At 72.2% G+C, this 20,154-nt stretch carries 15 protein-coding genes and 1 riboswitch; of the genes, 7 read left to right on the top strand and 8 right to left on the bottom strand.

Annotated elements, in window-relative coordinates:
* Positions 1–289 precede the first annotated feature (289 nt).
* A complete protein-coding gene (locus ACZ4W5_RS02170; RefSeq protein WP_465652153.1) occupies positions 290–859 on the top strand; it encodes an ATP-binding protein in 570 nt (189 codons plus the stop codon).
* A gap of 481 nt (positions 860–1,340) precedes the next feature.
* Here the strand turns inward: ACZ4W5_RS02170 and ACZ4W5_RS02165 are convergent, their stop codons facing one another.
* Positions 1,341–1,604, bottom strand: coding sequence for a DUF397 domain-containing protein (locus ACZ4W5_RS02165; RefSeq protein WP_360238725.1), 264 nt, complete (start codon positions 1,602–1,604; stop codon positions 1,341–1,343).
* A 558-nt stretch (positions 1,605–2,162) separates the two neighbouring features.
* Between ACZ4W5_RS02165 and ACZ4W5_RS02160 the strand changes: the two genes are divergently transcribed.
* The 3 genes from ACZ4W5_RS02160 to ACZ4W5_RS02150 all read left to right on the top strand — a co-directional run bounded on the left by ACZ4W5_RS02160 (position 2,163) and on the right by ACZ4W5_RS02150 (position 5,611).
* Positions 2,163–3,110, top strand: coding sequence for a sirohydrochlorin chelatase family protein (locus tag ACZ4W5_RS02160; RefSeq protein WP_360238727.1), 948 nt, complete (start codon positions 2,163–2,165; stop codon positions 3,108–3,110).
* A gap of 506 nt (positions 3,111–3,616) precedes the next feature.
* Positions 3,617–3,779: riboswitch (cyclic di-AMP (ydaO/yuaA leader) on the top strand.
* A 7-nt stretch (positions 3,780–3,786) separates the two neighbouring features.
* Complete coding sequence (locus ACZ4W5_RS02155; RefSeq protein ID WP_465652150.1) at positions 3,787–5,088, top strand: transglycosylase family protein; 1,302 nt, start codon at positions 3,787–3,789, stop codon at positions 5,086–5,088.
* A 160-nt stretch (positions 5,089–5,248) separates the two neighbouring features.
* Positions 5,249–5,611 (top strand): hypothetical protein, encoded by a 363-nt coding sequence (locus ACZ4W5_RS02150; RefSeq protein ID WP_465652214.1) that lies wholly within the window; start codon positions 5,249–5,251, stop codon positions 5,609–5,611.
* Positions 5,612–5,770: 159 nt separating this feature from the next.
* Here the strand turns inward: ACZ4W5_RS02150 and ACZ4W5_RS02145 are convergent, their stop codons facing one another.
* The 5 genes from ACZ4W5_RS02145 to ACZ4W5_RS02125 all read right to left on the bottom strand — a co-directional run bounded on the left by ACZ4W5_RS02145 (position 5,771) and on the right by ACZ4W5_RS02125 (position 11,893).
* Positions 5,771–6,790, bottom strand: a complete 1,020-nt coding sequence (locus ACZ4W5_RS02145; RefSeq protein WP_360238732.1) for a LacI family DNA-binding transcriptional regulator — start codon at positions 6,788–6,790, stop codon at positions 5,771–5,773.
* A 25-nt stretch (positions 6,791–6,815) separates the two neighbouring features.
* Positions 6,816–8,531 (bottom strand): glycoside hydrolase family 13 protein, encoded by a 1,716-nt coding sequence (locus ACZ4W5_RS02140; RefSeq protein ID WP_360238734.1) that lies wholly within the window; start codon positions 8,529–8,531, stop codon positions 6,816–6,818.
* 55 nt (positions 8,532–8,586) lie between these two features.
* Positions 8,587–9,492 carry a sugar ABC transporter permease gene (locus tag ACZ4W5_RS02135; RefSeq protein ID WP_360238736.1) on the bottom strand — a complete coding sequence of 302 codons (906 nt, stop codon included), beginning with the start codon at positions 9,490–9,492 and terminating at the stop codon, positions 8,587–8,589.
* A 39-nt stretch (positions 9,493–9,531) separates the two neighbouring features.
* Positions 9,532–10,533 (bottom strand): carbohydrate ABC transporter permease, encoded by a 1,002-nt coding sequence (locus ACZ4W5_RS02130; RefSeq protein ID WP_360238738.1) that lies wholly within the window; start codon positions 10,531–10,533, stop codon positions 9,532–9,534.
* 79 nt (positions 10,534–10,612) lie between these two features.
* Complete coding sequence (locus tag ACZ4W5_RS02125; protein WP_402488537.1) at positions 10,613–11,893, bottom strand: extracellular solute-binding protein; 1,281 nt, start codon at positions 11,891–11,893, stop codon at positions 10,613–10,615.
* 309 nt (positions 11,894–12,202) lie between these two features.
* Here ACZ4W5_RS02125 and ACZ4W5_RS02120 point away from each other — a divergent pair, with 309 nt between their 5' ends.
* Positions 12,203–12,709 (top strand): GNAT family N-acetyltransferase, encoded by a 507-nt coding sequence (locus tag ACZ4W5_RS02120; RefSeq protein ID WP_465652146.1) that lies wholly within the window; start codon positions 12,203–12,205, stop codon positions 12,707–12,709.
* A 13-nt stretch (positions 12,710–12,722) separates the two neighbouring features.
* Here the strand turns inward: ACZ4W5_RS02120 and ACZ4W5_RS02115 are convergent, their stop codons facing one another.
* A complete protein-coding gene (locus tag ACZ4W5_RS02115) occupies positions 12,723–13,799 on the bottom strand; it encodes an aldose epimerase family protein (RefSeq protein ID WP_465652144.1) in 1,077 nt (358 codons plus the stop codon).
* 183 nt (positions 13,800–13,982) lie between these two features.
* A complete protein-coding gene (locus ACZ4W5_RS02110; protein WP_465652142.1) occupies positions 13,983–16,988 on the bottom strand; it encodes an ATP-binding protein in 3,006 nt (1,001 codons plus the stop codon).
* Positions 16,989–17,321: 333 nt separating this feature from the next.
* Here ACZ4W5_RS02110 and ACZ4W5_RS02105 point away from each other — a divergent pair, with 333 nt between their 5' ends.
* Positions 17,322–18,269 carry a terpene synthase family protein gene (locus ACZ4W5_RS02105; protein ID WP_360238748.1) on the top strand — a complete coding sequence of 316 codons (948 nt, stop codon included), beginning with the start codon at positions 17,322–17,324 and terminating at the stop codon, positions 18,267–18,269.
* A gap of 355 nt (positions 18,270–18,624) precedes the next feature.
* Positions 18,625–20,148 carry an acetaldehyde dehydrogenase ExaC gene (gene exaC, locus ACZ4W5_RS02100; RefSeq protein ID WP_465652140.1) on the top strand — a complete coding sequence of 508 codons (1,524 nt, stop codon included), beginning with the start codon at positions 18,625–18,627 and terminating at the stop codon, positions 20,146–20,148.
* Positions 20,149–20,154: the final 6 nt, after the last annotated feature.

The raw sequence follows: 20,154 nt of genomic DNA, 5'->3' as shown, positions 1-20,154 counted from the left end.
CTTGCATATGCCAATAGTGCGACTGCACGTGAATCGACTCTTGCATCTGCAGTGAGCGCACACCACCATGGTGCACGTGCACCTGCACATCCCTGGCAATCCCGCGGGCTCCGCGTCGACCCCACGCGCGACTCCGTGCACCGGCCCGACGGCGTCCCCCGCGCCATCGGGCGTTCGAGTGCGCGCGCGCCTGGTCGAGGGGGCGGCCGAGCGGCCGAGCGAGTCGGAGGTGACCGGCATGACCCCGGCGGGTCCAGCCGTGTCCGCCCCCTTATGGGAGGAGCTCTTCATGAGCACCGGTACGGCTTTGGCAGTTGACCCCCATGTGGTCACCTGTACGCTCGCTCCTCGCTTCGAAGCCGTGAGATCCGCACGCGACTTCGCCCGGACCTCGCTCCAGCGCTGGGGCCTGATGGAGCTGTTCGACGACGTCGCCCTGGTGGCCTCGGAACTCGTCACCAACGCGCTCCGGCATGCGATCGGCGCACGGCCCGACCCGTCGGGCGGCGCCCTGGGCGAGTACGACTTTCCCACACAGCCGACCCCGGAAGGGCGGCTGCCGATCCGAATAAGCCTGGTGCACCGCGCCCCCCAGGTGGTCTGCGCGGTGAGCGACCCGAGCAGTGCCGGACCGGTGGCGCGGGAGGCGGACTTCGTCGCCGAATCGGGCCGCGGACTGCACCTGGTGGAGTCGTTCAGCCGCTCCTGGGGCTGGCACCCACTGGGCAGCGGCAAGGTCGTCTGGGCCGTGTTCGAGGCGGAGACCGGCTGCGGCAGCGGACTGGACGCCACCCTGCTCGACGGCACCGCGCCGGCCGGCCGGGTCGAAATCGGTGGTCGGCACCGGCGCTCGGCCTAGGGCGTGTCTTGTGGATCAGGCCAGGCCCGCGACGCCAGGGCACGCACCTCGCCGCGTTGTCGTCGGTCGCCGATGCTCCGCATGGACTCCCTCCTCCGCCTTGCGATGCACGCACCCTGACGCCGCGGCCTGGTCCGACCTGATCCACAAGACACGCCCTAGCGCCGCACGGCGCACGGCCGGCCGAGGAACGACCCGGGAGGACCACACCCCGGGCCCTCCGGCCCGCCCCCGCGCCGGGCCGGCCCGCGACCCCGGCACCGGCGACGACTCCCCGCTCCGGATACTGCGGCTCCGGGCCCGCAGCACCGGCGGGAGCATCCGCGGCAGCACCCGCACCACCCCGGCAGGCCCCGCCGGACGGTCCGCCACCGGACCGCTCACGAGCGCACGGGCCCGCCGCCCCCGGCCCCGGACAAAGACAAAGGCCGTCGTGGTGTCAGCACCCACGACGGCCCCCCGATGGTGGAGCAGCGGCCGGTCAGACCGCGAGGTGGTCGAACTCCCCGTCCTTGGCACCCAGCAGCAGGGCCGCGATCTCGGCCCGGGTGTAGATGAGCGCCGGGCCGTCCGGGAAGCGCGAGTTGCGCATCGCCACGTCGCCGCCCGGCAGGGCCGCGAACTCGACGCAGTTGCCCTGGGAGTTGCTGTGCCGGCTCTTCTGCCAGACCACCCCCGTGAGCTCGGCGGCGGCCATCCCGTTGTAGGCGTGGTTGGAGCCGTGCGTGTCCTGCGAGTCGTGCATAGAAGTCTCCCGAAGAGCTCCGGAGTTGTCGTCCAGCGCGGCGCCCCGGCACCCGCCGAACGAACGGACCGGCCCCGTACCGGCCCGGCACAACGCCTCACTTGACGCGATGATAGCCGCAGTGCACGTGCATCAGCACGGGACATTGCAGGTGCACGAGGCTTTTCGACGGTCGCCGCGAACTCTTCACGGACCCTTCTCCTGACGGTACGTAAACGGACATAGGCGATTGAATCGACGGTCCGTCCATAACCGGCCGTGAGCGGTTCCCCGCTGAATGTTGATCTTCGAATGCCGGGAGTCGCCCCGCCGTGACCCTCCGTCAGGTCGCCCGGCGACTGTGAGACATCTCACGCCAGACCGGTGCAACGCGCCGCCCCACCGGATACGTCAGGGCAACTGAGGGGCTCCGTACGGGGCTTGGGCGAGGAATGTCCGGATTGTAGGCAATCGCCCCGGACCGGAGCGGCATGAACACGACCCCCGCACCGTGACCACCCGAAACCCGTACGGCAGCCGACTGCAGGCCTGACGGGCAGATGTCCTACGATCTCCGGCATGAGCACCGCAGCCATCCCGGGCGCGCCACTGCCCGTCCGCACTCCAGGCTCCCGTGCGCGGGGGCGCCACCGCCGCCCCGAGCGCCCCGAGATCCGCACCGGCTCGCCGGCCCTGGTGCTCGCCGTACCCGCGACCGCGGGGCCCGAGTCCCGCTCGGTCGTCGCGGAGCTGCTCTCGATCGTCCGCAGCGAGCACGCCGGCGTCCAGGCCGCGGTCGGCTACCTCCCGGCCACCGACGCCGGGGCCGCGGAGCCGCAGGAGCACACCGTCGCGGAGCTGCTGGCGGCGGCCGCCGAGGCCGGACTGCCGACGCCCGTCGTGGTGCCGCTGGTCCCGGGCCCGCACGACTTCCTGACCGGGCTTCACGCCGTCGCCGCCGAGTACGGCGCGACTGTCACCGACGCGCTGGGCCCGCACCCGCTGCTGGCCGAGGCCGTCCACGTCCGGCTGTCCGAGGCCGGGCTGGCGCGGGCCGACCGGGCCCGGCTGTTCGCCATCGCGACCGCCGCGGACGGCGTGGTCCTGACCACCGTCGGCGGCGAGGACGCGGCCGCCGCGGCCGGGATCACCGGCGTGCTGCTGGCCGCCCGACTGGCCGTCCCGGTCGTCGCCGCCGCGCTGGACGTGCCCGGCTCGGTCGCCGCCGCCGTCGGCCACCTCAAGGAGACCGGCTCCGAGCGTCCGGCCCTGGCCCCGCTCGTGATCGGTCCGGAGGCGGACTCGGAGCTGCTCGCCGCGGCCGCCGAGGAGACCGGCTGCCCGTCGGCCGCGCCGCTGGGCGCCTATCCGACGGTCGGCCAGCTGATCGCCTCCACCTACCTGGCCGCCCTGCCGGTGCCGACGGCGGAGGAGCTCGCCGAGGCCGAGGCGGAGGCCGCGGCCACCGTCGGGGCCGAGGGTTCCCGGCGGGCCCACGCGGCCGCCGAAGGGCCCCTGGAGGGCTAGCACGACCCGCTGAACGCCCGTCGGCCGCCACCGGCGGAACCCGCACGGCCCGTACCGCCCATACCGTCGAAAGGGCCCGGAACGACTTCGTTCCGGGCCCTTTCGACGTGCTCCGATTCACCCCACTGGTGAGCTGGGCCGACAATGCGACGCAATGTCCGTTTCCGGTTCATTTGTCGATGAATATCCGACGGGTGGTGAGCACGTTCCCCGGCGCGCGATTCACGGCCGCTCCCCCCCGTACCCCGAGCGTGCGCCCTTTGCGCTCCAACGCTCCGTCACCTCTTTCCTGAGGCGGAGCCAGTTATCAGAATCCGCTGCGATATTGCCGGAAAACGATCATTTACGATCATGAATTACGGGCCGTGCGGCGTTTCCCGCTAAACCGTGATGCGCATCACAGGTATTTGCAGATCTCACTTAAGTCTGCTTAACGTGCTCCCCGTTCGTGACCACACGGACCCAGTTCATCCGCGACGCCGAGTCCTGCCGTCGGATGTCCTGGCAGCGCGAAAACGCATCACGGCAGGAGCGGGGGAACCACAGGTAAGTCGCCCCGGACCGTTCTCCGGAACCGTCCAGGGCTAGGGGTGAAGCCGCGCCCACAGCGCGGCCGGGCAACTCCAGCCCGAATCCGACAGCTCACCTCGCAGGCGTGGGAGAGGACCGCGTCTTCATGCTGCCTTCCAACGGCAACCGCCTGTCCAGCCGCACCCGTCGCGTGATCGCCGCCCTCGGCGTCGCCGGCGTCGGCCTCACCGTCCCCTGCCTCACCACCGGCACCGCGAACGCCGCCTCCGTCGCCACCTGGGACAAGGTCGCCCAGTGCGAGAGCGGCGGCAACTGGAGCATCAACACCGGTAACGGCTTCTACGGCGGCCTCCAGTTCACCTCCAGCACCTGGGCCGCCTTCGGCGGCACCGCCTACGCCCCGCAGGCCAACCAGGCCACCAAGGACCAGCAGATCGCCGTCGCCGAGAAGGTCCTCGCCTCGCAGGGCCCCGGCGCCTGGCCGGTCTGCTCCGTCCAGGCCGGTCTGACCCAGGGCGGCGCCGCAGCCGCCGTCGACACCTCGGCCGGCTCCACCGCCGCCAAGCCCGCCGCCAAGCCGGCCACCCCGAGCAAGCCCGCCGCGAAGCCCGCCAAGCCCGCCGCCCCCGCGCAGGACCAGGCCCAGGCCTCCGGCGACTCCGCGGCCGCCTCCGCCCAGTCCGCCAACAGCACCTGGGCCCAGAAGCGCCAGGCGCAGGCCCAGGCCGGCAGCTACACCGTCGTCGACGGCGACTGGCTGTCCTCGATCGCCGACAAGCACAACATCCAGGGCGGCTGGCAGCGGCTGTACGACCTCAACCGCAGCACCCTGACCGAGGGCCCGGACACCATCTACCCGGGCGAGCAGCTGACCTTCGGTGACGGCGCCTCGGCCCAGGACGACCAGTCCGCCGCCAAGTCCGGCTCGGACTTCACCTGGTTCGACCGCTCGCAGAAGGCCGGCCAGGCCTCGAACGGCGGTGCCGTGAACGCCAAGCCGACCGCCCAGAGCAAGCCGTCCGCCGCCAAGCCCGCGTCGAAGCCGGCCGCCCAGGCGCAGACCCCGGCCGCGGCCCCGGCCGCCACCGGCAGCATGGCCGCCGCGGTCTCCTTCGCCCAGTCGAAGATCGGCCAGGCGTACGTCTACGGCGGCACCGGCAACGGCGGCTGGGACTGCTCCGGCCTGACCCAGGCCGCGCTGCGCGCCGCGGGCATCAACATCCCGCGCGTCGCTGCCGACCAGGCCGCCGCCAGCACCCACGTCTCGCTGGACAGCCTGCAGCCGGGCGACCTGCTGTTCTGGTCCAACAACGGCCAGGACTCCGGCGTCTACCACGTCGCCATCTACATCGGCAACGGCCAGTACGTCGAGGCCGCCAACCCGAGCTCGGGCGTCCGCCTCCAGACCATCGCCAACTGGGCCCCGGACTTCGCCGGCCGGGTCTGAGCGACCGCGAACCGAGCGGCCGCCAACGGCTGACGCCGAAGCCCCGGGGAGAGCGCACCCGCTCCTCCCGGGGCTCCGGCGTACCCGCAGGCCCGGATTCCGCATGGTCAAACCCCGGCCCACGGGGCATGCTGCTGCTCTGCACCCGAGGAGGAGTCACATGGCCCAGGTCACCATCACCCTCGACGCGAACCTCGCGATCGACGCGATGCTGCTCTCCGGCACCAAGAACCCGCAGGACGCCGTCGAACTGGTCGTGCGCGACTTGGGCGTGTCTGACAATTCCCGCCGGGCGCGCGACGCCGGGGCACGCACCTCGCCGCGTTGTCGTCAGTCGCCGATGCTCCGCATGGACTCCCTCCTCCGCCTTGCGATGCACGCACCCCAACGCCGCGCGCTGATCCGACGCGAATTGTCAGACACGCCCTACCTGGCCCGCGGCCGCCGCACCGGGACCAGGACCGGCGACGCGGCCGACGGCCACCGGGTCTCCACCGACCGCCCGGCCGCCCAGGAGGGCTGACCGGCAGCCGGGCCCGGCCGGGCGGAGCGGAGCGGGCCGGGCCGCCCCCGAGCACCGCACGCCGACGGGCCCCGGAGAGCAACCGCCCTCCGGGGCCCGTCAGTTGGCCCGCTCTGCCCGGCCCGGCCGGCCCCCGGCCGTCCGGGCCGCGCCCGGTTCTCAGCGCGCGCAGGCCCCGGTGGAGCCCCGCATCACCAGCTCCGGCTGGAACATGAACTCCCCGCGCTGGGCGGAGTTCCCGCCGACCTCCTCCAGCAGCGCGTCCACCGCAGCCGTCGCCATCGCCTCGACCGGCTGGCGGATGGTGGTCAACGGCGGCTCGGTGAAGGCGATCAGCGGCGAGTCGTCGAAGCCGACCACCGACACGTCCTGCGGCACCGACAGCCCGCGCTGGCGCACCGCCCGGATCGCGCCGAGCGCCATCATGTCGCTGCCGCAGATGATCGCCGTGCAGCCCTTGTCGAGCAGCGCGCCCGCCGCCGCGTGCCCGCCCTCAACGCTGAACAGCGTGTGGTGGACGAGGTCCTCGGCCTCCTCCCCGCTGAGCCCGAGCACCTCGCGCATCGCCGCCGTGAAGCCCTCGATCTTGCGCAGCACCGGCACGTACCGCCGCTGCCCGACCGCCAGCCCGATCCGCTCGTGCCCGAGCTCGGCCAGGTGCTGGACGGCCATCCACATCGCGGAGCGGTCGTCCGGCGAGATGAACGGCGCGTCGATCTTCTCGCTGTAGCCGTTGATCAGCACGAACGGCACCCCGCGCCCGGCCAGCCGGGCGTAGCGGTCGTGGTCGGCCGTGGAGTCGGCGTGCAGCCCGGAGACGAAGACGATGCCCGCCACGCCCCGGTCGACCAGCATCTCGACCAGTTCGTCCTCGGTGGACCCGCCGGGCGTCTGGGTGCACAGCACCGGGGTGAACCCGTGCCGGCTCAGCACCTGCTCGATCACCTGGGCCAGCGCGGGGAAGATCGGGTTGCTCAACTCCGGTGTGATCAGCCCGATCAGGCCCGCACTGCGCTGGCGCAGCCGGGTCGGCCGCTCGTAGCCGAGCACGTCGAGCGCCGCCAGGACGGTCTGCCTGGTGGCCGCGGAGACGTTCGCCTTGCCGTTGAGCACGCGGGAGACGGTGGCTTCGCTGACCCCCGCCTGCGCCGCGATGTCTGAGAGTCGCGCCGTAGTCACGGGCCCAGAGCCTATTGCACCCACGTCAGACCGCCCACCAGCCGGTGCTGTCCGGTGCGAGCACGGTCTCGCCGCCGTCCGTCCCGAGTTCGGTCGAGGAGAGCAGCAGTCGGCCGGGGACGGGTATCCGCACCGGCTCGCCGGTGGTGTTCACCGTGCAGACGAAGGAGCCGCGCCGGAAGGCGAGGGTGCCCTCGGGGGCGTCCAGCCACTCGACCCCGGTGCCGGCGCCGAGGTCGGGCTGCGCCCGGCGGACGGCCAGCGCGCTGCGGTAGAGCTCCAGGGTGGAGGACGGGTCGCCGGTCTGCGCCTCGACGCTCAGCCCGGCCCACTCGGCGGGCTGCGGCAGCCAGGACGGCCCGCCCGCGACCGGTCCGAAGCCGTACGGGGCCTCGGTGCCGGACCACGGGATCGGCACCCGGCAGCCGTCGCGGTAGCCGTCCTGGCCGGCCTGGCGGAAGAAGGACGGGTCCTGGCGGACCTCGTCGGGCAGGTCGGTGACGTCCGGCAGGCCGAGCTCCTCGCCCTGGTAGACGTACGCGGAGCCGGGCAGCGCGAGCATCAGCAGGGTGGCGGCGCGGGCCCGGCGCAGGCCGAGCGCGCGGTCGCCCGGGGTGCGGATCTGGGTGCCGAGGCCGGGCTCGTTGGCGAACCGGGTGGCGTGCCGGGTGACGTCGTGGTTGGACAGCACCCAGGTGGTGGGGGCGTCGACCGGGCGCATCGAGTCGAGCGAGAGGTCGATCACCTCGCGCAGCGCGGCGGCGTCCCAGTCGGTGCCCAGGTACTGGAAGTTGAAGGCCTGGTGCAGTTCGTCGGGGCGGACGTAGTTGGCGGTGCGCTGGACGGTCGGGGTCCAGGCCTCGGCGACGCCGATCCGCTGCCCCGGGTACTCGTCGAGGATCCGGCGCCAGCTGCGGTAGATCTCGTGCACGCCGTCCTGGTCGAAGAACGGCATGACGTCGTTGCCGAGCAGCTTGAGCTGGTCGGCGCCGCCGAGGTCGGGCAGTCCGGGGGCCTTGACCAGGCCGTGGGCGACGTCGATCCGGAAGCCGTCCACGCCCATGTCCAGCCAGAACCGCAGGATCGAGCGGAACTCGTCGGCGACGGCCGGGTTCTCCCAGTTGAAGTCGGGCTGCTCGGGGGCGAACAGGTGCAGGTACCAGTCGCCGGGGGTGCCGTCCGGGTCCTCGGTGCGGGTCCAGGCCGGGCCGCCGAAGATGGACTCCCAGTCGTTGGGCGGGAGTTCGCCGTTCTCGCCCTTGCCGGGGCGGAAGTGGTAGCGGTCGCGCAGCGGGGAGCCGGGGCCCTCGCGCAGGGCGCGCTGGAACCACTCGTGCTGGTCCGAGGAGTGGTTGGGGACGAGGTCGACGATGATCCGCAGGCCGAGCCGGTGGGCGTCCCGGATCAGCGCGTCGGCGTCCAGCAGGGTGCCGAACATCGGGTCCACGGCGCGGTAGTCGGCGACGTCGTAGCCCGCGTCGGCCTGCGGCGAGGCGTAGAAGGGGGAGAGCCAGACGGCGTCCACGCCGAGGTCCCGCAGGTACGGCAGCCGGCTGCGGATGCCGGGCAGGTCGCCCATGCCGTCCCCGTTGGAGTCGGCGAAGCTGCGCGGGTACACCTGGTAGATGACCGCGTCCCGCCACCAGCCTCTGGGCGCGCCGCCGGTCACGGGAGCCGGGGTCGCCGTCTCCTGAGCGGTGTCGGCGGCAGGCCGGGAGGTGTCGGCCAGGTTCTGGGTCATGGACGGTATCCCTCGGGGATCGGAGGAGCGCTGGAAAGCAAGGGTGCTGGGAGCGTTACGACTTGGAGGCACCGGCGGTCAGGCCGGTGACCAGGTGGCGCTGCACCAGGTAGAAGAAGGCCGCGGAGGGGATCGCGATCAGCACGGCGGTGGCGGCCATCAGGTTCCACTGGGCGTCGTGCTCGCTGACGAAGCTCTGCAGGCCGACGGCCAGCGTGTACTTGTCCGAGCTGAGCATGAAGGTGGAGGCGAACGGCACCTCGGCCCAGTAGGTGAGGAAGGAGTAGAACGCGGCCACCGCCAGGCCCGGGCGGGCGAGCGGCAGCACCAGCCGCCAGAAGGTGCCGAACGGGCTGAGCCCGTCGACCCGGCCGGCCTCGTCGATCTCCACCGGGATGGTGTCGAAGTAGCCCTTCATCAGCCAGGCGCAGTACGGCACGGTGGTGGTGGAGTAGACCAGGATCAGGCCGGCGTAGCTGTCCAGCAGGTCCAGTGCGGAGAGCATGGTGTACATCGGCACGATCAGCACCGCGATCGGGAACATCTGGGTGACCAGCAGCGACCACATCAGCGGCTTGTGCCCGGGGAACCTCATCCGGGACACGGCGTACCCGGCGGTGGCGGCGAGCAGCACGCCGAACACGGTGGTCACCCCGGCGACCAGCAGGGAGTTGCCGAACCAGGTGAAGAAGTCGGTGTCGCCCAGCACGTGCTGGTAGTTCGACAGCGTGATCTTGCCGAAGATGTCGCCGGGGTGGAGGTAGTCGTTCTTGTCCGGCCCGAGCGAGACGAAGAGGATCCAGCCGACCGGGAAGAGCGCGATCAGGCTGGCGAGGATCAGGACGCCGTGGGACAGCGCCTTGGACAGCGGGCCGCTCTCGCCGCGCGGCCGGAACTTCGCCGGCCGGGCGGCCGGGGCCGGGGCCGCCGCGGGGGCGGGGCGTTCGGTGGTGGTGCTCATCGGGTTACCTGCCTTCGTGGGTCAACTGGGTCCGGGGCCTCAGCCGTTGGCCTGCTCGTTGCGGGCGAGCCAGCGCCGGTAGAAGGCGGTGAAGACGATCAGGATGGACAGCAGGATCACGCCGTACGCGGCGGAGCCGGCGTAGTCCCGGGGGATCTGGCCGAAGCCCAGGCGGTAGGCCCAGGTGACCAGCAGCTGGGCGTCCGGGGCGCCCTTGCCGAACAGCAGGAAGATGACGTTGAACTGGTTGAACGTCCAGATCACGCCGAGCAGTACGACGGTCGAGGAGACGGTGCGCAGCCCCGGCAGGGTGATGTGCCGGAACTGCTGCCAGCGGGTGGCGCCGTCCATCTCGGCGGCCTCGTACAGCTCGGCCGGGATCGACTGGAGCCCGCCGAGCAGCGAGATCATCATGAACGGCACACCGGCCCAGGTGTTGACCAGGATCGCGGCCGCCTTCTGCGCCCACGGGTCGGTGAGCCAGCCGGGCTCGGGCAGGTGCAGGGTGGACAGCACGGTGTTGACGACGCCGCCGTCGGAGAGCATCAGCCGCCAGGAGAAGACGGTGACGAAGGTCGGCACGGCCCACGGGAGGATCAGCAGCATCCGGTAGGCGGCGCGCCCGCGCAGCTTCTTGTTGAGCAGGACGGCAAGGCCGAGGCCGAGGGTGTAGTGCAGGCTGACGCAGATGGCCGTCCAGGCGATGGTCCACACGAAGTGGGACCAGAACCGGTCGTACGAGCCGGGGCCCCAGAGGATGTCGGCGTAGTTGTGGAAGCCGATGTACTGGTAGCTGGCCGGGATCTCGTTGACGCCGATCTTGCGGGCGACGTTGAGGCTGTTGGCGTCCGTGAGGGTGAGCCAGACGCCTTCGACGAGCGGGTAGAACACCAGGACGCCGAGCACCAGCACGACCGGGGCGATCATCGCGTAGGCGTACCAGTGCTTGGCGTAGGAGCGCTTGAGGCGTTCCAGCAGGCCCGGACGCTGATCGCGCTCCCGGCTGCCCTTGCCGGTGGCGCCCTGCACGGCGACTGACATCGTTTGCACCTTCTCGGGGGGAAGTCTCGGGGGAGCCGACGGCCCGGCCCGCCGGGGTCGGCGGGCCGGGCTGCGGGGACTACTTGGCGAAGCCCGGCAGGAGCTTGGCGTAGTCCGTGGCGACGGTGTTCAGCGCGTCCTGGGTACCGGTGCCCTGGACGGCCTTGCCGAGGTTGGTGCCGAGCGAGTCGAACAGCGAGCTGTACTCGGGCAGTTCGGGGCGCGGCTTGGCGCTGCCGAGGATGGCCTGGAAGCCGGCGATGCCCGGGTCGGCCTTGACGTCGGCGGTGTAGGCGTCGGAGCGGGTCGGCAGGGTGGAGTTCTTCTGCGCGATGAAGGCCTGGCTCTCGGCCGAGGTCATGAAGGCGGCGAACTTCTCGGCGGCGGCCTTGTGGGCCTTGTCCGCACCGGCGTAGACGGCGATGTTGTGGCCGCCGGTGGGGGCGCCGGCCTTGCCGCTGGAGCCGGCCGGGACGGCGGCGATGCCGAGGTTCTTCTTGTCGGCGAACGCGGAGCCCTTGTAGATGTTGGTGATCTCCCAGGGGCCCTGGATGATCGCCGCGACCTTGCCGCTGTTGAAGGCGTCCATCATGTGGGCGTAGGCGTCGGTGGTGACGTCGGCCTTGGCGGTGCCGGGCGAGGTGAACATCGACTTGTAGGTCTCGATGCCCTTGACGGCCTCGGGCGAGGTGACGGTGATCTTCTTGCCGGCGGCGTCGACGGTGTCGGTGCCCTCGCCGAACAGGAACGGCATCGCGTAGTAGCCGTCCGCGGCCTTCATCCAGAAGCCGTCGACGCCCGCCTTCTCCTTGACGGCGGCGGCGTCGGTCTTCAGCTCGTCCCAGGTCTTGGGGGCGTCGGTGATGCCGGCCTTGGCGAAGAGGTCCTTGTTGTAGAGCAGGCCGAGGGTGTCGGTGACCAGCGGGACGCCGTACAGCTTGCCCTCGTACTTGGCCTGCTGGATCAGGCTGGGCTGGAAGGCGGAGGTGTCGGCGGCGGCGGGGGTGCCGTCCAGCGGCTCCAGGAAGCCGGCCTTGGCGAAGGCGGCGGTCCAGCCGACCTCGGAGCGGAACACGTCGGGCGCGCCCTTGGCCCCCATGGCGGTCTGCAGCTTGTTCTGCGCCTGGTCGAACGGCACGTTGACGAAGTTGACCTTGATGTTCGGGTTGGCCGCGGTGAATTTCTTGGCCAGTTCCTCGTAGTTCGGAGCCTCGTTGGTGGCGTTCGACGTGTCCCAGTAGGTGAGGGTGACCGGGCCGTCGGCCTTGCCGTCGGAGCCGGAGCCGCCACTGCTGCCACAGGCAGCCATCGAGACCGCGAGGGCCACAACGAGGGCAGAGGCCGCGATGCCACGCCGCATGAGAACTCCTAGGAGGGTGGGGGTGCCCGAGATGTTCGGAGACAGGCGCATAATGGCTGCCTCGTGCCGACCGCACCGTTGCTGCCGTCGGGCTCGGGAAGGAAGTTAACAGCGGCGCAAGATCGACGGAAAGGTCTTGCAGCAAGTTTCTGCAAGAAGCCGCGATCGTTACATCCGCGTGTCCTGGACGTGGCCGCACGGTAGTGGACGGCGCGGCGCAATGTCCGTCTCCGTCCGCTTCGCCCCATCCCGGGGTGGCCGGCGCAGCCACCCTCCGTGGCCGGAAACCGCTTGCAGCAGACTGGACGCATGCGCATCAGAGCCGCCGTGAAGGACGAACTGCCCCTGCTGACCGAGTTGGAGCGGGCCGCCGGAGCCCCGTTCGCGGAGATCGGGATGCCGGAGATCGCCGCGGACGAGCCCCCGGCCACGGAGGAGCTGGCCCGCTACCTGGAACACGGCACCGCCCTGGTCGCCGAGGCCCCCGACGGGACGATCGCCGGCTACCTGCTGGCCGAACCGGTGGACGGCGCGCTGCACGTCGAGCAGGTGTCGGTCCACCCCGACCACGCCCGCCGGGGCATCGGCCGGTCCCTGATCGAGCACCTCGCCGAGGGCACCGACGCCCCCGCGCTCACCCTGACCACCTTCGCGGACGTCCCCTGGAACGCCCCGTACTACGCCCGCTGCGGCTTCCGCCCGCTCGGCGAGGCCGAACTCACCCGGGGCCTGCGACGGATCCGCCGGCTGGAGGCCGAGCACGGCCTCGACCGCTGGCCCCGGCTCTGCATGCGCCGGGACCTCGACAGGTCCTAGGGATGCACAGGCCCTAGTTGACCCCGAGCCGCAGCACGGTGGTCGAGCGGAACTCCTCCCCCGGCCGCAGCACGGTGCTCGGGAACGCCGGGTGGTGCGGGGAGTCCGGGAAGTGCTGGGTCTCCAAGGCGATCCCGGCGAACGGCCCGTACGGCACCCCGCGCGCGCCGGTGACCGCGCCCTGGAACTTGTTCGCGGTGTAGACCTGGACGCCCGGCTCGGTGGTCAGCACCTCCAGGGTGCGGCCGCTGACCGGCTCCTCCAGCAGCGCCGCCCGCCCCGGGCTGCCGTCCGCCGGTCGGGCGCGCAGCACCCAGTTGTGGTCGTAGCCGCCCGGACCGGCCAGCTGCGGGTGCTCGTCGTGCACCGACTTGCCGATCGGGGTGGCCACGGTGAAGTCGAAGGGCGTCCCGGCCACCGGCTCGGTCCGCCCGTACGGGATCTGCCGCTCGTCGGCCGGGGTGTACTCGTCGGCGTCCAGGGTGAGCAGGTGGCCCAGGACGTCGCCGACGCCCTCACCCGCGAGGTTGAAGTACGCGTGGTTGGTCAGGTTGACGACCGTCGGCCTGGTGGTGACGGCGCGGTAGTCGACCACCAGCTCGCCGCCCTCGCCCGGGGTGTGCGCCAGGGTGTACGTGACGGTGACGTCCAGCGCGCCCGGGAAGCCCTGGTCGCCGTCCGGGCTGTGCAGCCGCAGCCGCACCCCGCCGTCGACCGGCTCGGCCGCCCACATCCGCTGGGCGAAGCCGTCCGGCCCGCCGTGGATGGTGATCCCGCCGCCGGTCGGGGCCAGCGGGTGGTCCTCGCCGTCGATGGTCACCACCGAGCCGTCGATCCGGTTGGCGTACCGGCCCACCACCGTGCCGTAGTGCCGGGCCGGGCCGAGGATCTGCGCCAGTTCGTCGGTGGAGAGCAGCAGTTGGGCCGGGCGGCCGGCCCGGTCCGGGGCGGTGAGGGTGTGCAGGGTGGCGCCGAGGTTGAGCACGCTCGCCTCGTACGGGCCGGAGGTCAGCGTCCAGCGCTGGATCGCCGCGCCCGCGCCCGAGGGGTCGAGGGGTTCGCGGCGCACACTGGTGGCCTCGCTCGCCATGGCCTGCTCCTCACTGGCGGCGGCGCTGCCGCCTCCGCCCGGTGTCCCGTTCCGTCCGGGGGCGTCGCAGCGGCCCCCCGTGGTGCCCGTCAGCCTAGCCAGAGTGGCCGCGGCGGGGGCGCTCCCACGCCACCCGCGCGCCGCCCGGACGCCCCTACCGCTCCCCGCTCGCCACTCCGCCCGCTACTCCGCCGGATCCTCGCCCGGCTCCGCCCGCAGCCCGAGCGCCGAGGCCAGCCCGTCCGGCCCGGTGCCCGCCTTGCGGTAGACCGCCGCCAGCCGCCGGTTGACCAGGCTCAGGTGCACCCCGAGCCGCTCCGCGATCCGCTGCGGCGGCACGCCCTGGACGGCGAGGTTGGCGACGTCCCGCTCCGGCCCGCTGAGCGCCTCCAGCGTCTCCCGGAAGTCGTGCACCCCCAGCCGGTTGGGCCGCAGGCCGTAGTTGGCCAGCTCCCGCCGGGCCCGGTCGACCAGCCGCTCCGCCGAGCAGTGCTGGGCCAGTTCGATGCCCTGGTAGAGGTACTCCTGGGCGTCCTCCAGCCGGCCGACCCGGCGCTGCGCGGCGCCGAGCTCGACCAGCGCGACGGCGTGCTCGTACCCGGCCGGGGACTGTCCGAGCTGCTCCACGGCCTGCTCCAGCAGCTCCACCGCCTGCTGGCCGTCCGCGATCCGGGCCTGCAGCCGCAGCGCGCTGCCGATCGCCGAGGCGGTGCCGAACCGGCGGGCGTCGTCGACGGCCTTCTGGGCGTAGTAGCGGGCCCGCTCCGGCTCGTCGGCCGCGATCGCGATGGCCAGGTGCCCGGCCCAGGGCGCCCAGACGGTGTTGTGCCAGCCGCGGACCTCCAGCTGGGCCCCGGCCTCGGTGAGCGCGGCGGCCGCGCCGGCGTGCCGGCTCTTGGCGACCAGCAGTTTGCCGTACAGCGAGGCCGCGTCCGGCAGCACCATGACCGTCGCGTGGTACGGCGGGTGGAAGCCGAACTCGTTGGCCAGCTCCCAGGCCTCCTCGACCCGGCCGCGGGCGATCAGGGTGTCCACCAGCACGCCGACGGCGTCCCAGGCCAGCGGCAGCTTGGAACCGATCCGTTCGGAGATCCGGTAGGCCCGGCGCAGGAAGTCCTCGGCCTCGGCGAGCAGTCCGCGACGGAACCGGGCCAGCCCCATCAGGAAGTACGCGAAGCCCCGGTGGGCACCGCTCCAACCGGCCAGTTCGAACTGGATGATGGCGTCCGCGGCCAGCCGCTCGGCCTGGGCGATGCGGTCGTTGTAGATGTACGTGAGGCAGAGCATCGAGGGCAGTTCGAAGCCCCAGGTGGTGTCCGTCCAACCAAGGCCCTTGGGCAGCCGGCCGCCGTCCAGGACCTCGTCGGCGAGCGCGAGCGCGTCGGCGGAGGGTTCGCCGCGCAGGGTCAGGTCCCAGGCCCGCATCACCAGCACGGCCCGGTCGGCGGCGTCCCGGCCGGCCAGGTTGCGGTGGAGCTCCTCCAGCCGGGCGGAGCGGCCCGGTCCGTCCTCCTCGGACTTGCGGAAGGCGTGCCACATGAACGAGGCCGCCTGGAGCCGCTGGCGCCGGACCGGGTCGGTGGTCTGCTCCGCCTCCTCCTGGCAGACCAGGGCGGCCTGGCCCAGCTCACCGCTGTGGGCGAGCACCTCGGAGAGTCGGAAGGTGGCGTCCACCCGAAGTTCGGGGCGCAGCGGCCCCTCGTCGGGGTCGAGGGCGAGCCTGAGCTGGTTGACGGTGGCGCCGGGGTCGGTGAGCAGCGCGGAGCAGCCGAGCTCGTACAGCACCTCGGCCTTGATGTCGTCGGCGGGCGGCTCGTTGAGCGCCCGGTGCAGGCAGCGCTGGGCGGCCTCGGGGGCGCCGATCAGCTGGTGCTCGACGGCGGCGCGGCGCAGCTTCTTGACGATCCGGTCGTCGCCCTCGCCGGAGTGGGTCTCGACCAGGTGGCGGGAGGCGGCGAGCAGGCCGAGTCCGGCGTTCTCGATCTCGACGGCGGCGATGCCGTGCATGCCGAGGCGGGTGGCCTCCGGCATGGTGTTGTAGATGGAGCTGGCGATCAGCGGGTGGACGAACTCGAGGTTGCCGTTGGGGGCCTGGGTGAGCACGCGCTGCTTGCGCAGCTGTTTGATGGACTCGCGGGCGCCCTCGCTGCTCTGGGTGGAGATCCGGGTGACCAGGTCGATCCGGATGTCGGTGCCGAGCATGGCGCAGGCCCAGGCGAAGCGCAGGGTGGCGGGGCCGAGCCGGTCCAGCCAGCTCTTGAGGGTCATCCCGGTGGCGTCGACGGCGAGTTCGCGCAGTTGCCGGGAGTTCTCCTCGACGGGTTCGAGCTCCTGGTCGCGGACCTGGTCGAGCAGGGCGACGACCTCGAAGGGGTTGCCGTTGACGACGTTCCAGAACTCGTAGCAGAAGGCGTCCTCGGCCCGGTCGCCGAGTTCCGCCCGGATCATGTCGGAGACGGAGTTCAGGGTGAGCCGGCTGAGTTCGTGCTTGCGGCTGGCGAGGCCCAGGATGCCGCGGCGCAGTTCCTGGGTCTCGCCGAACCAGTCGTTCTCGTCCTCGCGGAAGGCGAACACCAGCAGGACGGGCAGTTCGCCGGAGCGGACGGCGAACTTGGCGAGCCAGGAGAGGGATTCGGCGTCCGCCCAGTGCAGGTCGTCGACGATCATCACCATCGGCGCGCGGCGCGGTGCGAGCTGGGTGAGGACGTAGTCGAGGCCGTCGCGGACGCCCTGGGGGTCGAGGCGGCGGGCGCCGGCCTTGGGCTGCTTGAGGCCCATGGCCGGTCCGACGACCTCCTCCCAGGTGCCCATGACCTGGCTGAACTCGTCGGGCTCCAGCCGGGTCAGGACGGGCTGGAGGAGCTGGCGGAGCACGTGGTAGGGCTCCTTGAACTGCCGTTCGCCGCCGCGGGCGAAGAGCACGGTGGCGCCCTCGCGCAGGCTGGCGATCCGTCGGACCTCGTGCAGCAGGCTGGTCTTGCCGATGCCGGGACGGCCGGAGAAGGCGAGGAGTTCGCCGATCTCGGTGCCGCCGGCGGCGAACTCGCGGCAGAGCCGGTCGATGGCCGCTTCCACGGAGCGCAGTTCGGCGTCGCGGTCGCGCAGCCTGACCCGGGGGGCGGGGCCGTCCTCGTCCCGTTCGGAACCGGTTCCCGTCCGAAGTTCGTTGCCCTGATCGGTCACCGTCACGCCTCCGCCTCACCCGCTCGCGACTCCGCCCCGCCACCGCGCGCGGGGAGCCGGCCCATCACTACTGTTCGTGGAGCCGAGGTTAGCGCCGTGTACGGCTCGCTGTGCGGCATTCGCGCAGGCTGGGGCGGACGGTGAGGGTTCGGACGGCTTGCCAAGGGCAATTGCCCTATATCCCTAACGTCCGATCATTACATCAGATACCCTACGGCCCGCGAGGCGCGGATGATCTTGCGTAACCACCCTCACCCCCTGCACCCCGCTGCGTCAACTCCCCCCACACTCAGTGCTCGAACCACAAGCGCCCCCACCAACCGCTGCACCGGGAGTCCGATGTCTGACGACAACTCACTTCAGATCCCGTTCCCGCACCGCCGGAGTTCGCACGGCCCGTACGCCACCGTGGCGCACCGCGACTGGCTGGTCCGCCATCCGCTGCTCCCCGACGCCGACCACCCGGGCTACGCCCACTGGGAGGTGGTCGACCTCGCCGCGCTCGGCTACCCGGACGCCGGACCGGAGGAACTCGCCCTGGCGGCCGACCTGATGGGGTTCTACTTCCTCTTCGACGACCAGTTCGACGGCCCGCTCGGCCGCCGGCCGGCCGAGGTCGCGCCGATCTGCGAGCGGCTGATCGCCGTCCTGCACGGCGCCCGCCCCGACCAGCGCTCCCCGGTCGAGACCGCCTTCGCCGATCTGTGGAGCCGCAGCGTGCGCGGCATGCCCGCCCGCTGGCAGGCCCGCGCCGCCTACAACTGGGAGTACTACTTCGCCAGTCACCCGGCCGAGGCGGCCGGCCGGATCTCCGCCCGCCCGCCGGACCGGGACGGCTACCTCGAACTCAGACGGGGTACCGCGGCGATGGAGACCATCTTCGACATGGTCGAACGACTCGGCCAGTTCGAGGTCCCCGCCTCCGTGCTGCACCACCCGGTACTGCGCCAACTCCGCCAGCTGGCGGCCGACATACCGTCGCTCAGCAACGACGTGCGCTCGTTCCCGCTGGAGGCCCCGCGCGGCGACGTGAACAACCTGGTCATGATCGTCCAGCGCGAGCGCCACTGTTCGTCCGAGGAGGCCTGCGCCGCGGTGATGGCGGAGGCCCAGCTGATGGTCGAGCGCTGCGCCGAGCTGCACGGTCGACTGCCGGACGTGTACCGGGAGTTGGGCCTGTCCCGGGTCGAGAGCGCGATCGCCCAGCGGTACGCCGACGGACTGATCACCTGGCTGGCCGGCTACCTCAGCTGGGAGGCCCGCACCGGCCGGTACCACGCGGTCTGACCCACCCCGGCCCGACGCCGTCCGGCTCCGCCCGGGCCCGTCCGAGGCGCGCCCGGGACGGCGCGCGCTCGGACGCGCCCCTGCGCGCCCGGTCCGGAACCTCCGAAACGTCGGAACATCTGGAACGTCCGGAAGCTGCGGAATCCCCACCGTCCGTACGAGCCGGTCGTACGGACCGTAGCCGCGCCGCGCGCCCGGCGGTTATCGTGCTCGTCGGCGGGCGCCCCGGCGGGGCGCCGGCCCGACTGCGTGTCCGCACCTCCGCCGGACCGCCCCCGACCGGGCGGCGCTCCGGCGTGCCGCCCCCGGCCCGCTCGGCGCCGGGGGCGCCCGACGTCGCGAGGAGACACAGAGCATGACGGTCTACCAGCCCCCCTGCGCACCCGGCAGCATCGTCGCCTACCGCTCCCGGTACGACCACTGGATCGGCGGCGGTTGGACGCCCCCGGCGCGCGGCGAGTACTTCGGCAACCCGACCCCGGTCACCGGCGAGGTCTTCACCGAGGTCGCCCGCGGCACCGCGGCGGACATCGAGGCCGCCCTGGACGCGGCCCACGCCGCCGCCCCGGCCTGGGGCCGCACCTCCCCCGCCGAGCGCGCCCAGGTGCTGCTGCGGATGGCCGACCGGATGGAGGCCAACCTGGAGCAGCTGGCGGTCGCGGAGAGCTGGGAGAACGGCAAGCCGGTCCGCGAGACGCTGGCCGCCGACCTCCCGCTCGCCGTCGACCACCTGCGCTACTTCGCCGGCGCGCTACGGGCCCAGGAGGGCAGCCTCTCCCAGCTGGACGAGGACACCGTGGCCTACCACTTCCACGAGCCGCTCGGCGTGGTCGGCCAGATCATCCCGTGGAACTTCCCGATCCTGATGGCGGTCTGGAAGCTCGCCCCGGCGCTCGCGGCCGGCAACGCCGTGGTGCTCAAGCCGGCCGAGCAGACCCCGGCCTCGGTGCTGCTGCTCGCCGAGCTGACCGCCGACCTGGTGCCGCCGGGCGTGCTCAACATCGTCACCGGCTTCGGCGAGGAGGCCGGCGCCCCGCTGGCCGCCAGCCCCCGGGTCCGCAAGCTCGCCTTCACCGGGGAGACCAGCACCGGCCGGCTGATCGCCCGCGCCGCCGCGGACAACCTGATCCCGGCGACCCTGGAGCTCGGCGGCAAGAGCCCCAACCTGTTCTTCGCGGACGTCGCCGCCGAGGACGACGCGTTCTACGACAAGGCCGTCGAGGGCTTCGCGATGTTCGCCCTCAACCAGGGCGAGGTCTGCACCTGCCCCAGCCGCGCACTGATCGAGACCCCGGTCTACGAGCGGCTGCTCGGCGACGGCCTGGCCCGGGTGCGCGCGATGCGCCAGGGCAACCCGCTGGACACCGCGACCCAGGTCGGCGCGCAGGCCAGTGCCGAGCAGTTGAAGAAGATCCTCTCCTACTTCGAGATCGGCCAGGCTGAGGGCGCCAAGGTCCTGGTCGGCGGTGAGCGGGCCGAGCTCGGCGGCTCGCTGGCCGGCGGGTACTACGTGACGCCGACGGTCTTCGAGGGCGTCAACAGCATGCGGGTCTTCCAGGAGGAGATCTTCGGCCCGGTGGTCTCGGTCACCCGCTTCGACGGCTTCGACCAGGCGGTCTCGCTCGCCAACGACACCCAGTACGGGCTGGGCGCGGGCGTGTGGACCCGCAACATCAACACCGCCCACCGGGCCGGGCGCGCGATCCAGGCGGGCCGGGTCTGGACGAACTGCTACCACGCCTACCCGGCCCACGCTGCCTTCGGCGGCTACAAGAACTCCGGCATCGGGCGGGAGACCCACAAGGCGCTGCTGGAGCACTACCAGCAGACCAAGAACCTGCTGGTCAGCTACTCCCCCGACGCGGTCGGCTTCTTCTGACCGAGA

The organism is Kitasatospora sp. NPDC029367 (genome assembly GCF_055569135.1).
The sequence above is the reverse complement of the archived record's forward strand: the minus strand, read 5'-3'. Positions and strand labels throughout refer to the sequence as shown.